The following is a 15,226-nucleotide window of genomic DNA, read 5'->3' as shown; positions in this document are numbered from 1 at the left end:
CCCCGACCCTCAGCCCTCCGGAAGGCCGACGACATCCTCCACCGCGAGCAGGAATACCCGTCCGCGCCCCGGCCCGTGGCCAAGCCCGGCGGCCTCGGCGACCATCCGCGCCAGGGCGGGACTGTCCGTCGCCCGGGCCAGCAACAGCACGACATCGCGCCGGCCGAGCAGATTCAGGTCGAAGAAGGTCTTCGCCGGCAGCGCGCCGGCGCCCTGCGCCGGGCCGATGACGATGACGTCCAGGCAGCCCAGCGTGCGGGCGGATTCCAGCACCGCCGCGGTCAGGGATTCGTCCACCAGAGCCATGATGAGCTTGGTGCGCATGTCGGCAACCTCCCGGTCAGGTCATGAAACTGAGCGTCCTGCGGAAACGCGCCAGGGCGAGGACGAAGAAGAACACGCCGATGCCCAGAAGCGCCAGGAACTGCGGCCAGACGATGGCGAACCCGGCGCCGCGATAGAGGATGCCCTGGGCCAGGGCGACAAAATGCGTGGTGGGCGCCACCTGCATGAGCTGCTGGACGAACGCCGGCATGCTCTCGTAGGGTGTGGCGCCGCCGGACAGCATCTCCAGCGGCAGCAGGGTGATGACCATCAGCAGCCCCATCTGCGGCATGGAGCGCGCCACCGTGCCCAGGAAGATGCCCATCGAGGTGGTGGCGAACAGGTTCAGCGCCATGCCGGCGGCAAACAGCGGGATCGAGCCCTCGATCGGCACGCCGAGCCAACCCTGCACCACCACGAGCAGCGACACGAGCGCCACGGTGGCGACGACCAGGGCCATCGACCAGACCTTGGCCAGCATGATCTCGAAGGGCGAGAGCGGCATCACCAGGAGGTGTTCGAGGGTGCCATGCTCACGCTCGCGGATGATCGCCGCCCCGGTGAGAATGATGGACAGCATGGTGATGCTGTTGATCAGCTCCATGACGGAACCGAACCAGACGGCGCTCAGGTTGGGATTGAAGCGGGTCCTGAGCGTCAGCTCGACCGGCAGCGGCTCGACGGTCCGCTCGCCGCGCAGGAACTCGTCGATCTCGCCGTGGATGATGTTCTGGATGTAGGTGTTGCCGATGAAGGCCTGCGACATGCGGGTCGCATCCACGTTCAGCTGCACGACCGGCGCGCGCCCCGCCAGCAGGTCGCGCTGGAAGTCGGGCGGAATGTCGATGGCGAAGGTGAAGACGCCCCGGTCCAGGCCGGGATCGATGGCGCTCGGCGCGATGAGCGCCGGGGTCAGGAAATGCGGCGGATAGAAGGCGTCGACGAGGCGCCCCGACAGCGGCGAACGGTCCTCGTCGACGATGGCGATGGGCGCCTTGTGCAGGGTGCCGGGGACGCTGGTGGCCCGGATGTAGACCGCGCCGGTGAAGGCATACAGGATCAGGATCGTCATCAGGCTGTCGCGGCCGAGGCTGCGCAGTTCCTTGACGCCGAGATGGTAGATGTTGCGCAGTGTCCCCATCATCGCCGCTAGCGCTCCTGCTTGCGCAGCAGCGCGACGCTCAGGCCGATGATGACCGGCACGGCCGCCAGCATCGGCAGCAGGGCAAAGCCCAGCTCGGAGAAGCCCAGCCCCTTGGACAGGGTGCCCCGGCTGATCAGCATGAAGTAGGTGGCGGGGAACAGCTCGCCGATGACCCGCGCCGCCCCTTCCAGGGACGATACCGGGTCCATCATCCCGGAGTAGCTGGCCGAAGGAATGATCGTGGCGATGGCGGTGGCGAAGATCGCGGCGATCTGGCTGCGGACGAAGGCCGAGACCAGCAGGCCGAGGCCGGTGGCGGCCACCACGTAGATCAGGGCCGCCAGGGTCAGCAGCGCAAGGCTGCCCCGCAGCGGCACGTCGAAGACGAATTCCGACAGCGCGCACACCAGCGCGAAATTGACCATGCCCATGGCCACATAGGGCAGCTGCTTGCCGACCAGGAACTCGAAACGGGTGGTCGGCGTGACGTGGAAGTTGACGATCGCGCCGAGCTCCTTCTCGCGCACCACGCTCAGGGCGCTTAGCATGGCCGAGATCAGCATGATCAGCAGCGGGATCGTCGCCGGGACGATGGCCGGCAGGCTCTTGACGTCGGGGTTGTAGCGAAAGCGGGTCTCGATGCCGGCCGGCCCGGCCGGGCGGGCCGGCAGCGGCTGATGCCGCGCCTGCTCCTGCAGCCAGCCGGCGTGCATGGCCTGCACGAAGCCCAGCACGTTCTCGGCCCGCATCGGCATGGCGCCGTCGATCCAGGCGCCGATGGCGACCGGACGGCCGCGCTTCAGGTCGCGCGCGAAGCCGGGCGGAATCTCCAGGGCCAGGCTCAGTTCGCCGGTGCGCATGCGCTGATCCAGCTCGGCATGGCCGGCCAGCGGCGGCCGCTCGATGAAGTAGCGCGAGCCGCTGAGCTCCAGGGCGTAGTTCTGGCTCAGCGGCGTGCGGTCGCGGTCCAGCACCGCGAAGCGCAGGTTGTCGACATCCATGCTGATGCCGTAGCCCATGATGAACATCAGGAAGGCGGTACCGAACAGCGCGATCAGGCCGCGCAACGGGTCGCGGACCAGCTCGATGGCCTCGCGGCGGCTGTAGCTGAGCAGGCGGGCCAGGCTGAAGCGGGCGGACCGGGGCCGGCGCCGCGCAGCCGCCGGAATCGGCGGCGCGGGCGGTCCGGCGGCAGCAGCCGGCACCGCCGGCTGGAATCCGCCGGCCGCCTGCAGACGGGCGATGAACGCGGACGCCAGATCCGGCTGGCCGCTCTGCCGGACCAGTTCCTCGGGCGTACCGCTGGCCAGCACCCGTCCCTCGTGCATCAGCGAGATGCGGTCGCAGCGCTGGGCCTCGTTCATGAAATGGGTGGAGATGAACAGCGTGACCCGGTCGCGGCGGGCCAGATCGATCAGCAGCGCCCAGAAGGCGTCGCGCGCGATCGGGTCGACACCCGAGGTGGGCTCGTCCAGGATCAGCAGGGCCGGCTGATGGATGACCGCGACGGCCAGCGAGAGCCGCTGCCGCATGCCCAGCGGCAGTTCGTCCGGCAGGCTGTCCATGACCGCAGCCAGCTCGAAGCGCTCGGCAACCTCGGCGATCCGGCGGGGCACGCCCTCCTCCGGCAGGTGGAACAGCTTGGCATGCAGCGCCAGGTTCTGCCGGACCGTCAGCTCGGCATACAGCGAGAAGCCCTGCGACATGTAACCGACCTGCCGGCGCGTCGCCAGATGCCCGGCATCCAGCGGCTGACCGAACAGGCGCGACTCGCCCGCCGTCGGTTGCAGGAGCCCGGTCAGCATCTTCATGGTGGTGGTCTTGCCGCAGCCGTTGGAGCCCAGGAAGCCGAAGATTTCCCCGCGCTCGATGCGGAAGCTGACGTGGTCGACCGCGGTGAAATCGCCGAAGCGCATGGTCAGGTCGCGCGCCTCGATGGCGATGTCGGGCGCCGCCGAGCGCCGCAGCGGCGGGATTTCCAGCGTCCTGCGGGCACGGCGGCGGGCTTCCGGCAACAGCCGGATGAAGGCATCCTCCAGGCTCGTGGCGCCGGTGCGGCGGCGCAGTTCGTCGGCCGTGCCGGTGGCGATGACCCGGCCGGCATCCATGGCCACCAGCCAGTCGAAGCGCTCCGCCTCCTCCATGTAGGCGGTGGATACCAGCACGCTCATCTCCGGCTGGCGGCGGCGCAACCGGTCGATCAGGGCCCAGAACTGGGCCCGCGAGAGCGGGTCCACCCCGGTCGTCGGCTCGTCCAGCACCAGCAGATCGGGATCGTGGATCAGTGCGCAGCACAGGCCCAGCTTCTGCTTCATGCCGCCCGACAGCTGGCCGGCCGGCCGATCGCGGAAGGGTGCGAGCCCGGTGCCCTCGATCAGCTCGGCGGTGCGCCGCCGGCGTTCGGCACGCGACAGGCCGAACAGGCGACCGAAGAAATCGATGTTCTCGTACACCGACAGGGTGGGATAGAGATTCCGGCCCAGGCCCTGCGGCATGTAGGCGATGCGGGAGCAGACGGCGCGGCGGTGGGCGGCGCGGCCGATGTCGCCGCCGAGAACCTCGACGACGCCGGACTGGATGGCCCGCGCACCGGCGATCAGGGACATCAGGCTGGACTTGCCGACCCCGTCGGGGCCGATCAGACCAACCATGGCGCGGGGCGGGATATCGAGGTCCACGCCGGCGAGCGCCCGGCGGTCGCGGTGGGCCAGGCGGACATCGCGGAGCCGGGCGACCGGCCCGGCGGCGGAGCGCGGCCTCACGGCGGCAGGCGGACCGCCAGCCGCTCGGGCCAGGGCCGGTCCGGGTCCAGCCGCACGTAGGCCATGCCCGGCAGCCCCACCTTGACGTGGTCCAGATGGGCCTGCAGCCATTCGGGATCGATCCGCGCCCGCACCCGGAACATCAGCTTCATGCGTTCCTGCGCGGTCTCCACGGTTTTCGGCGTGAACTGGGCGACGCTGGCGACGAAGCTGATCCGGGCCGGAATCACATCGTCGGGCAGGGCGTCCAGCACCAGCCGCGCCTCGCCGTCGAGCGCCAGGCGGCCGGCGGCCTCGGTGGGCAGGAAGAAGGTCATGTAGACGTCGGCGAGGTCAACCAGGCTGAGCACCCGGCCGCCGGCGGGGAGCACCTCGCCCGGTTCGGCGATCCGGTACTGGACCCGGCCGGCGCGCGGCGAGCGGAGTTCGGCATGGCCGATTTCCGCCTGCAGCCGGTCGACCGTGGCGCGCGCCGCGTCGACGACCGACTGCGCCTGCGGAATCTGCGATTCGGCGGCGGCGACAGCGGCGCGGGCCGCCATCACCCTGGCCTCGGCGGCGCGGATCATGGCCTCGGCGGCCTCCACGCGGGCCCGGTCGTCGTCCAGCTGCTGGCGGGAAACGGCGCCCTCGCCCACCAGGGCCCGGGAATGGCGCAGGCGCTTGCCGGCGGCCTCCGACTCGGCACGGTACTGGGCCACCAGGGCCTCGGCCGCGACCCGCTCGCTCTGGCGCTGCGCCACCGTCGAGCGGGACGTGACGCGGGCCAGCTCGGCCTCCCGGACCCGGGCCTCGGCTTCGGCCAGCTGGGCGCGCAGCACCTCGGTGTCCATGCGGGCCAGCACGGCGCCGGCCTGCACGTAATCACCCTCGCGGACCCGGATCTCGGCGATGCGCCCCGGCGACTGGGTGGCGATATCGATCTCGGTCGCCTCGATGCGGCCATTGCCGGCGGCGAAACCCCGGGGCAACGGCTCCGGGCGCGAGGCCCACCAGCTGGCGGCCAGCGCGACGGCGACCAGCAACAGCAGCAGGATGGTCCATCGCTTCATTGCGCCTCCGCAAGATTGTGCCGCCGCCGGCCGTTCAGTGCCCGGCGGCGGCATCGCTGCCGGCCGCCACCTTCTTCACCAGCGGCATCAGCAGCAGGGCGAGGAAAAACACCAGCGCCAGGGCATGGAAGAGGGAGTTGATGGTCATCACCTCCGCCTCGCGCATGACCAGGCCATGCACCTGCTTGACGGCGGCCAGCTCGGGATCGGTCACGCCGGCGGCCGCCAGTCGGCCCTGCAACTCTTCGAGCAGGTTCCGCGCCACGGGCGAGCCGCCGGTGACCGCCTCGCGCAGCTTGGCATAGTGCGCCTTGTTCCACTGGATCATCAGGGTATTGGCCACCGCCAGGCCGATCGCGCCACCCAGGTTGCGCATCAGGTTATAGAGCCCGCTGGCATTTTTCACCTCGTCGGGCGGCAGGGTGCCCAGCGCCAGGGAGTTGATCGGCAGGAAGCAGAACATCAGGGCGAATCCTCTCAGGGCCTGCGGCCAGAAGAATTCCCAGTAGGCATCCTCGTGGGTCAGGTTGCCATTGGCCCAGCAGCCGGCACCGTACATCGTCAGCCCCAGCGCCAGCATCAGGCGCGAATCCAGCACCTTGGCGGCCGGTCCGGCGACGAAGGCGGAAACGAACTGGAAGACGCCCGCGACCATGATGTACTGGCCGATCTGCAGGCTGTTGAGTCCCTTCACCGTGGCCAGGTAGACCGGCATCAGATAGATGACGGTGTAGAGCCCGATGCCGAGAATGAAGCTGAACAGGCAGCCGACGGTGAAGTTGAAGTCGCGGAAGGCCCAGAGATCGACGATCGGCTGGTCGATGGTCAGCTCCCGGCGCAGCATGGCCAGCGCCGCCAGCACCGCGATGACGCTGAAAACGGCGATCTCCCGGCTTTCGAACCATTCCTTGCGGACGCCCTCCTCCAGCACGAACTGCATGCTGCCCAGAAACACGACGATATAGAGGATGCCGCGGAAGTCGATCTTTTCCAGCAGCGCCCATTCCGGCTCGTCCACCCGCACCAGCAGCCAGGTCAGCACGGTCACCAGCAGGCCGGGGACCAGATTGACCAGGAACAGCGCCTTCCACGACACGGCGTCGGTGAGATAGCCGCCGAACACCGGCCCCGCGGTGGGCGCCACCGTCACCACTAGCCCCACGACGATCACCATGGTGGGTTGCAGCCGTGGCGGGAACAGGGTGTAGATGACGGCGAACACGCTGGGAATCATGGCGCCGCCGAACAGCCCCTGCAGTCCGCGGAAGACGATCATCGAATCGAGATTCCAGGCCAGCGCGCAGAGCAGGCTCATCAGGGTGAAGCCGGCACAGGAAACGGCGAACAGGATGCGCGTCGACAGGGCCCGCGCCAGCCAGCCGGACAGCGGGATGATGACCACCTCGGCGATCAGGTAGGCGGTCTGCACCCAGGTGATCTCGTCGCGGGTCGCGGACAGCCCGGCCTGGATCTGCTCCAGCGAGCTGGCGACGATCTGGATGTCGAGGATGGCCATGAAGATGCCGAACACCATGGCGATGAAACCGACCCATTCGCGGGTCGACAGGGTGCGCTCCGCGCTCGCGGAAATCTCGGCCGCGGTGTCCGGAATGCCGGTCGCCGACATCGGCGCTTACCGCACCCGCACCCTGGCCAGCGCCGACAGGCCGGGCCTGAGCCGGCTGAGGTCGGTGGCGGGCGCGAAGGCGATCTTCACCGGCACCCGGCGCACGATCTTGGTGAAGTTGCCGGTCGCGTTCTCGGGCGGCAGCAGGCTGAACTCGGAACCGGAGGCCGGCGCGAAGCTGTCGACCCGACCCTGGAAGCGGTCGCCCGGGAACGCATCGACGGTGATGTCCACCGGCTGGCCCGGCTGCATGTGCTCGATCTGGGTTTCCTTGAAGTTGGCTTCCACGTACAGGCCCTGCTCCGGGATCAGATAGGCCAGGGTATTGCCGGGCTTGACCAGCTGGCCGACCTGCACGCTGCGGTTGCCGAGGGTGCCGGCGATGGGCGCATGGATGCGGGTGTGCGAAAGGGCGATGCGGTCGGTCTCCAGGGCCGCCTCGATGGAGCGGATGCGCGCCTGCGCCTCGCCGATGCGGGCATCCAGCGCGACCAGCTGCCGCTCCGCCTCCTCGTGCGCGGCAACCACCCTGGCATGCTGGGCGCGCGCCTGCTTGAGGGCGGCATCGGCGGAATCGTGGGTCTGGGTCGACACCGCCCCTTCGCGGACCAGGTTGCCGAAGCGCCTGAGGTCCCTGGCGGCACGCTCCATGTCGGCCGCGGCGTTGGCGATCTCGGCGTGCTGCTCCTCGATCCGGCTCTGCTGCACGCGCTTGTCGCTCTCAAGGCTGCGGATCTGCGCCTGCTGCACCTGGATCTGCGCCTCGCCCTCGGCCACCCGCGCGCGGAAATCGGCGTCGTCGATCACCACCAGCAGGTCGCCGGCCTGGACCTTCTGGTTGTTTTCGAAATGCACCGACTTGACGTAGCCCGATTCGCGCGGGCTGATCAGCGTCATGTGCGCCTTCAGATAGGTGTTGTCGGTGCTCTCGTAGGGATGGATGGCCGTCCGCCAGTACGCGAACCCACCGGCCGCGGCGCCCACGGCCAGACTGAGGAGGAGAAGCTGTTTCAGGGATGGCATGGGCTGGATTTATTTAACTGAACGGTTTAGTTTATGATAAACGCCGATTCTGGCGGCTGCAATCACCCATCAACGACACCCGATGAAAACCCCCTCCCCTTCCAAGCGCCAGGCCATTCTCGACGCCGCCCGGCAGGCCTTCCTGGCCAGCGGCTACAACGGCACCAGCATGGATGCCATCGCCGAGACCGCGCCGGTGTCCAAGCCGACGCTGTACAGCCACTTCGGCAGCAAGCATGAACTCTTCGTCGCCGTCATCGCCGATCAATGCAAGGCCCTGTTCAGCACCCTGAGCGAGGCGCCGCTGGCCCACCGGGAACCCGCAAGGGGCCTCAGGGCCATCGCCGACGCTTATGTCGACCTGCTCTACGCGCCGGACTCACTGGCGCTGTATCGCCTGCTGATCGCCGAGCAGCAGCATTTCCCGGAATTGCGCGAACAGGTCTGGGCAACCAGCGCCGGCCCCATGCTGCAATTGCTGTCCCGCTATCTCGCCGAGCTGCACGATCGCGGCGCGCTCTCGGTACACCAGCCCGACAGCGCCAGCCAGCTGCTGCTGGGCATGCTGCAGGGCGCCGCGCATTTCCGCTGCCTGATCGGCCTGCAACAGGGCCTGCCGGCAGCCGAGCGAGAACGGCTGATCGAGGCGGCGGTGACCCTGTTCCTGGAGGGGCATCGTCCATGAGGCGCGGATCGCTGATGCTGCCTTGCGCCCATGGTGCGGCCGGTGGATGCCGTGCGGGGCATCGTCCATGAGGCGCGGATCGCTGATGCTGCCCCTTGTCGCCGGGCTCACCGGCTGCGCCGTGGGCCCGGACTACCGCACACCCGACCCGGTCCTGCCGGACCGCTGGCAGGCCGCGCGGAATCCGGACGCCGGGCTGGCGAGGGTTCCGGCCAGCACCCTCGCCAGCTGGTGGAAGACCTTCGACGATCCGGTCCTGAACCGCCTGATGGCCCAGGCGCAGGATCGCAACCTGGACCTGCGGATGGCCTTCACCCGCATCGAGCAGGCGCGGGCCGAGCGGCTGGCCAACCAGTCCGCGCTGTTCCCGCAGGTGTCCGGTGCCGCCATCGGCTCCCGGCTGGACAATCTGATCCCGGGCCCCAACCAGGGTTCCAACGCCCTGAACTTTTTCCTCACCGGTTTCGACGCGGTCTGGGAAATCGACGTGTTCGGCCGCCTGCGCCGCAAGCTGGAGGCCGCCACCGCCGTCAGTGAGAGCGCCGCGGAGGCCTACCGGCAGGCCTGGGTCATGGTTGCCGCGGAACTGGCGCGCACCTATATCGAGTACCGCAACCTGCAGAACCGGCTGCGCATCACGCACGCCAACCTGGATACCCAGCGGCACACGCTGGCGCTGACGGAACAGCTGTTCCGGGAGGGCGTCGGCACCCGCTATGACGTCGCCCGCGCCCGCGCCCAGACCGAATCCACCGAGGCCCAGCTGCCGGCGCTGGAAGGCGAGCTGACCGCCGCCCGCCATCGCCTAGAGATCCTCGTCGCGGCCAAGCCGGGCGCGCTGCTGAAGTCGCTGGAAGCCCCCGCCGACCTGCCGCAGACCCAGGTCCGCGAGCTGCTGACCCTGCCGGCGGAAACCCTGCGCCACCGCCCGGACATCCGCGCGGCGGAACGCGACCTGGCGGCGGCCACGGCCACCCAGGGCGCGGCCTTCGCCGAGCTGTTCCCGAAGATTTCCGTGGCGGCCTTCGCCGGCTTCCAGAACTCCGATCTGGAAAACCTGTTCCGCTCGACCGCCTTCTCCTGGGCCAGCGGCAGCGCCATCATGCAGCCGATCTTCAATTTCGGCCGCATCCGGGCGGGCATCGACCTGGCCGACGCCCGCCAGAAAGAAGCCTGGCTACGCTACGAGAAAGCCGTGCTGGAAGCCCTGCGGGAAACGGAGACCGCCATGACCCAATACCTCAAGGAGGAACAGCGGCGGCAGAAGCTGGCCCGCTCGCTCACCGACCTGCGGGAATCGCTGCGGCTGGCCGAGCTGCGCTATCGCGAGGGCATCTCGACCTTCCTGGATGTGCTCGACGCCCAGCGTGCCCTCTACCTGGAAGAGCTGGAGCTGTCCCAGTCGCAGGCCCGGACGCTCGTCCACCTGGTCGCGCTGTACAAGGCCCTGGGCGGGGCGGGACAGCTGGAAGTGCAACCGGCCGACGCGTCCATCCGTCCCTGGGGCTGATCGCCGGTCCCTGTCGGATCACCGGCGAGCCACCCCGGGCAAAGCGACTCGGGAGCCGCCTACTGCAGGACGATGATGAAGCCCTGATCGTCGCGCTGGACGTTGAGGATGAGCTGCCCGGCGCCCTTCACCGCCCGGCGCAGCTCGGCTATGTTGGCGGCCTGCCGGCGGTTGGCGCCGATGATGACGTCGCCCGGCACCAGACCGGCCTGGTAGGCATGGGACGCGCGGCTCATCTGTTCGATCACCACGCCCTCGTTGCCGGGCGCGTCGCGCAGCAGGGTGCCGGCCAGCCTGGGGTGGATGGCCTGGCCTTCGGCATTGGCGAACTGCGGCTTGGCGATCCTGGCGTCGCGCACCACGGAAGCGCCCTTGTGGACCACCTCCACCTGGACCTCGTCGCCGATCTGGGCCAGGCCGATGATGTTGCGCACATCGGCGCTGTTCCTGACCGGCTTGCCGTTGATGGAAAGCACCACGTCGCCCGGCTCCAGATCGGCCTTTTCCGCCGGGGAACCCGGCTGCACGGCGGTGATCACGGCGCCCTGGGTCTGCGTGAGCCGGAAGGCCTGGGCCAGCTCGTGGGTCAGATCCTGCACCGTCACGCCCAGCAGGCCGCGCTTGACCTCGCCATGCTCGACCAGGGTATTCATGATGCTCATGGCCATGTTCACCGGGATGGCGAAACCGATGCCGACGTTGCCGCCATTGGGCGCCAGGATGGCGGTGTTGATGCCGACCAGCTGGCCATTGAGGTCGACCAGGGCGCCGCCCGAGTTGCCGGGGTTGATCGAGGCGTCGGTCTGGATGAAGTCCTCGTAGCCCTCGATACCCAGCCCGGAGCGGCCCAGGGCGCTGACGATGCCGGAGGTGACCGTCTGCCCCAGCCCGAAGGGATTGCCCACGGCCACCACGAAGTCGCCCACCTGCAGGCGGTCGGAATTCGCCACCGGCACGTCCGTCAGGCGTTCGGCGTTCACCTTGATCACGGCCACGTCCGACTCGCGGTCGGCACCGACCAGCTTGGCCTGGAGCTTGCGCCCGTCGGTCAGGGTGACGGTGATCTCGTCCGCCTTGTCGACCACGTGGTTGTTGGTCAGCACATAGCCGCGCCGCGCATCGACAATGACGCCCGAGCCGAGGCTGGAACTCTCGCGCTGGCGCGGCATGTTCGGTACGCCGAAGAAATGGCGGAACACCGGATCGCGCAGCAGGGGATGCTCGGCCTGCTGGATCTGGGTCTTGGTCGAGATGTTGACCACGCCCGGCGTCACCCGCTTCAGCATGGGCGCAAGGCTGGGCAGGGACTGGCCGTCCACCGCCAGCGGCAAGGCCGACCAGGCCGGCGCCGCGAGCGACAGCAGGCCGGCCAGCAGGATGGCAGGGAAATTTCGGGGGCGCTTGATCATGTCTGCACCTGAGGCGTTATGGAAATCGGAAAAGGCGGACCGAGGGGCCGCGCGCCGGCATAGGGTGGGGGCCGCAGCCGGCGGTTTCAATGCGGGCGCGCCGCCTGGCGCCTACAGGCTGGGACCGGCCCAGCAGAAGAACGCCTTGAGGTAATCGGTCTCGGGAATCGCCGGATGCACCGGATGGTCCGCCGCCTGGCCGCCGCGCCGCGCGAACACCAGATGCCGGTCGAGATGCCGCGCCGAGGCGCGCAGCAGGTCGTGCAGCTGGTCGCGGGCCAGGTGGAACGAGCAGGACGCCGACACCAGCAGCCCGCCCGGCGCCAGCACCTGCAGGGCCGCCTGGCTCAGCCGCCGATAGGCCTCCAGTCCCTTGGCGACATCCTTCCGGCGCTTGATGAAGGCCGGCGGGTCCAGCACGATGACATCGAAGTGCAGGCGCGCCTCGCGGGCCTGCCGGAGATAGTCGAACACGTCGGCCACCTGGCAATCCAGCTGCGCCTGGACGCCGTTCAGCCGGGCATTTTCGGCGGCCAGCGCCAGGGCCGGCGCCGAGGCGTCCACACAGGTCACCGACGCCGCCCCGGCCAGCGCGGCCGGCACGCTCCAGGCGCCGGTATAGGCGAACAGGTCCAGTACCCGCTTGCCGTCACACCAGCGGGCCAGCTCGGCGCGATTGTCGCGGTGATCGTAGAACCAGCCGGTCTTCTGCCCCTGCAGGGGATCGACGCGGAAGCGCGCGCCGTTTTCCTCGAGCTCGACCGGTGCCGCCAGCGTGCCCGAGGCCACCCGCGTGTCCTCGCCCAGCCCTTCCAGCGCCCGCAGGCCCGAGGTGTTGCGGATCACCACGGCGCGCGGGGCAAAGCGGCTCTCCAGCGCCTCGACCACCCGATCCTGCAATCGCTCCATGCCGGCGGTGCTGGTCTGCAACACGAAGACATCGCCGAAACGGTCGATCACCAGCCCCGGCAGACCGTCGCTCTCGCCATAGACCAGGCGGTAGTACGGCCGACCGTAGGCCCACTCGCGCAGGGCCAGCGCCCGCTCCAGCCGGCGCACGAAAAAGGCCCGGTCGATGGCCTGGCGCGTGTCGCGGGCGAGGATGCGGGCCGCGATCAGCGAGTCGGGATTGACATAGACCGTGCCCAGGGTCTCGCCGCGGGCGTTCTCCAGCACGGCCAGATCGCCCGGGGCGAAACCCCGGAGCGGGGTGGCGGCGATATCCACCTCGTTGCTGAATATCCAGAGGTGGCCGCCGCGCAGGCGACGGTCTTCATTTTTCTTCAGGCGGAGCAGGGGCAGTTGGCTCATGGGCGGATGATGGAAGCTGCGGATGGGGAACACGGCACGGGAGAGCCGCGCTCCCCGGCTGGAAACCCAGCATTATGAACGACCGGCGGGGGAAAACGGGCATGGGTGCCCCCGGTCTTCGGGCTACAATACCGCGCCCATCCTCCCGATCCCGCACCGCAGCCCCCATGATCCGCGCCCCCGACCTGTTCTCCTACCGCCCCTACTGGGCCAAGCGTTTCGGCACGGCGCCGCAGCTGCCGACCTGCCGGGCCGAAATGGAAGCCCTGGGCTGGGATGCCTGCGACATCGTCATCGTCACCGGCGACGCCTATGTGGATCATCCGAGCTTCGGCATGGCGATCATCGGCCGGCTGCTGGAGGCCCAGGGCTTCAGGGTCGGCATCCTGGCGCAGCCGGACTGGCACTCGGCCGATGGCTTCAAGCGCCTCGGCAAACCCAATCTGTTCTTCGGCGTCACCGGCGGCAACATGGATTCCATGGTCAACCGTTATACGTCGGACCGGAAGATCCGCTCCAACGATGCCTATACGCCGGACGGCGAGCCGCACCAGCGACCCGACCGCTGCGTGACGGTCTACGCCCAGCGCTGCCGCGAGGCGTACAAGGACGCGCCCATCGTCCTCGGCGGCATCGAGGCCAGCCTGCGCCGCATCGCCCACTACGACTACTGGTCGGACACGGTGCGCCGCTCGGTGCTGATGGACGCCAAGGCCGACCTGCTGGTCTATGGCAACGGCGAGCGGCAGGTGGTAGAGATCGCCCACCGCCTGGCGGCCGGGGAACCCGTCGGCCAGCTCACCGACATCCGTGGCACCGCCTTCCTGCGCAAGGCCCCGCCCGGGGACTGGTTCGTCATCGATTCGACCGAGATCGACCGCCCCGGCCCGGTGGCGCCGGCGCCCGACCCCTACCAGATGGAGCCCGCCGGCTGCGCCACCCCCGCCGACAGCGGTCCGGTCGTCCGCTTCGAGCGCCGCCGCACCGACCCCGGCCGCACGGCTATCCGCCTGCCGGCCTACGAGCGGGTCAAGGACGATCCGGTGCTCTATGCCCATGCCTCGCGCGTGCTGCATCAGGAGACCAACCCCGGCAATGCCCGTGCCCTGATGCAGCGCCATGGCGAACGCGAGGTCTGGATCAACCCGCCGCCGATCCCGCTGACGACCAAGGAGATGGATGGCGTCTACGACCTGCCCTATTCGCGCCGGCCGCACACCGACTATGGCGATCGCAAGATTCCGGCCTTCGAGATGATCCAGCATTCGGTGACGATCATGCGCGGCTGCTTCGGCGGCTGCTCGTTCTGTTCGATCACCGAGCACGAGGGCCGCATCATCCAGAACCGCTCGGAGGACTCGATCATCCGCGAGCTGGAGACCATCCGCGACACCTCGCCGGCCTTCACCGGCCATATCTCCGATCTCGGCGGCCCCACCGCCAACATGTACCGGCTGGCGTGCAAGGACGAGAAGACCGAGGCCTCCTGCCGGCGCCTGTCCTGCGTGTTCCCCGGCATCTGCAAGAACCTCAATACCGATCACGGACCGCTGATCAAGCTCTACCGCCGGGCACGGGCCCTGCCCGGCATCAAGAAGATCACCATCGGCTCCGGCCTGCGCTACGACCTGGCCGTGACCTCGCCGGAATACGTGAAAGAGTTGGTCACCCACCATGTCGGCGGCTATCTCAAGATCGCCCCGGAGCACACGGAGGCGGGGCCGCTGGCGAAGATGATGAAACCGGGCATCGGTACCTATGACCGCTTCAAGGCCATGTTCGACAAATATTCGAAGCAGGCCGGCAAGGAGCAGTACCTGATTCCCTACTTCATCGCCGCGCACCCCGGCACCACCGACGAGGACATGCTCAACCTGGCGCTGTGGCTGAAGCGCAATGGTTTCCGCGCCGACCAGGTGCAGGCCTTCCTGCCCTCGCCCATGGCCAATGCCACGACCATGTATCACACCGGCAAGAACCCGCTGCACCGGGTCGGCCGCGACAGCGAGGCGGTCTACATCCCCAAGCGGATGAAGCAGCGACGCCTGCACAAGGCCTTCCTGCGCTACCACGATCCGGAAAACTGGCCGCTGCTGCGCGAGGCACTGAAACGCATGGGCCGCGCCGACCTGATCGGCAACGGCAAGCAGCACCTGATCCCGGCCTGGCAGCCGGCCGGCACTGGCCAGCAGGCCGAGGGCCGCCGCGTGGCGCGCAAGGCCCAGCCGTTCCGCACCCAGCACACCGGCCTGCCACCGCCCGGCAAGCCGCCCGCCGGCACGCGCAAGGCTGGCGGCGCCCGTCCGGGGCCGGCGACCAAGCGTTATCGATGACACCGGGGACGCCTGCGGGAACCCCAGCAGCAACAGCGGAGGAGAC

Annotated in this window: 11 protein-coding genes; 3 read left to right on the top strand and 8 right to left on the bottom strand. The window is 69.0% G+C overall.

Features of this window, described 5'->3' with window-relative positions; translation table 11 throughout:
• Positions 1-9: 9 nt before the first annotated feature.
• The 6 genes from ACH5N8_RS01560 to ACH5N8_RS01535 all read right to left on the bottom strand — a co-directional run bounded on the left by ACH5N8_RS01560 (position 10) and on the right by ACH5N8_RS01535 (position 7,932).
• Positions 10-324, bottom strand: a complete 315-nt coding sequence (locus ACH5N8_RS01560; protein ID WP_483282231.1) for a P-II family nitrogen regulator — start codon at positions 322-324, stop codon at positions 10-12.
• A gap of 16 nt (positions 325-340) precedes the next feature.
• Positions 341-1,468 (bottom strand): ABC transporter permease, encoded by a 1,128-nt coding sequence (locus ACH5N8_RS01555; protein WP_483282230.1) that lies wholly within the window; start codon positions 1,466-1,468, stop codon positions 341-343.
• Positions 1,469-1,473: 5 nt separating this feature from the next.
• Positions 1,474-4,230, bottom strand: a complete 2,757-nt coding sequence (rbbA, locus tag ACH5N8_RS01550) for a ribosome-associated ATPase/putative transporter RbbA (RefSeq protein ID WP_483282229.1) — start codon at positions 4,228-4,230, stop codon at positions 1,474-1,476.
• Positions 4,227-5,282, bottom strand: coding sequence for an HlyD family secretion protein (locus ACH5N8_RS01545; protein WP_483282228.1), 1,056 nt, complete (start codon positions 5,280-5,282; stop codon positions 4,227-4,229). Before ACH5N8_RS01545 ends, rbbA begins: the two co-directional genes overlap by 4 nt.
• A gap of 34 nt (positions 5,283-5,316) precedes the next feature.
• Entirely contained in the window at positions 5,317-6,816 is a 1,500-nt protein-coding gene (locus ACH5N8_RS01540) for a DHA2 family efflux MFS transporter permease subunit (RefSeq protein WP_460027355.1), read from the bottom strand.
• A 99-nt stretch (positions 6,817-6,915) separates the two neighbouring features.
• Positions 6,916-7,932, bottom strand: coding sequence for an HlyD family secretion protein (locus ACH5N8_RS01535; protein ID WP_483282227.1), 1,017 nt, complete (start codon positions 7,930-7,932; stop codon positions 6,916-6,918).
• 82 nt (positions 7,933-8,014) lie between these two features.
• Between ACH5N8_RS01535 and ACH5N8_RS01530 the strand changes: the two genes are divergently transcribed.
• Together ACH5N8_RS01530 and ACH5N8_RS01525 are read left to right on the top strand one after the other, a co-directional pair.
• Positions 8,015-8,617: a TetR/AcrR family transcriptional regulator gene (locus tag ACH5N8_RS01530; RefSeq protein WP_460027342.1), complete on the top strand. Its 603-nt coding sequence runs from the start codon at positions 8,015-8,017 to the stop codon at positions 8,615-8,617.
• Between the two features lie 85 nt (positions 8,618-8,702).
• Complete coding sequence (locus ACH5N8_RS01525; protein ID WP_483282226.1) at positions 8,703-10,127, top strand: efflux transporter outer membrane subunit; 1,425 nt, start codon at positions 8,703-8,705, stop codon at positions 10,125-10,127.
• A 59-nt stretch (positions 10,128-10,186) separates the two neighbouring features.
• Here ACH5N8_RS01525 and ACH5N8_RS01520 read toward each other — a convergent pair whose 3' ends face one another.
• Together ACH5N8_RS01520 and ACH5N8_RS01515 are read right to left on the bottom strand one after the other, a co-directional pair.
• Entirely contained in the window at positions 10,187-11,536 is a 1,350-nt protein-coding gene (locus ACH5N8_RS01520) for a DegQ family serine endoprotease (protein ID WP_483282225.1), read from the bottom strand.
• Between the two features lie 111 nt (positions 11,537-11,647).
• Positions 11,648-12,847, bottom strand: a complete 1,200-nt coding sequence (locus tag ACH5N8_RS01515; protein ID WP_483282224.1) for a class I SAM-dependent rRNA methyltransferase — start codon at positions 12,845-12,847, stop codon at positions 11,648-11,650.
• 167 nt (positions 12,848-13,014) lie between these two features.
• Between ACH5N8_RS01515 and ACH5N8_RS01510 the strand changes: the two genes are divergently transcribed.
• Positions 13,015-15,180, top strand: coding sequence for a YgiQ family radical SAM protein (locus ACH5N8_RS01510; RefSeq protein ID WP_483282223.1), 2,166 nt, complete (start codon positions 13,015-13,017; stop codon positions 15,178-15,180).
• Positions 15,181-15,226 lie beyond the last annotated feature (46 nt).

This window comes from Methyloparacoccus sp. NF-16, from assembly GCF_056880625.1.
Note: the sequence above shows the minus strand (reverse complement) of the source record. Positions and strands in the feature narration are given on the sequence as shown.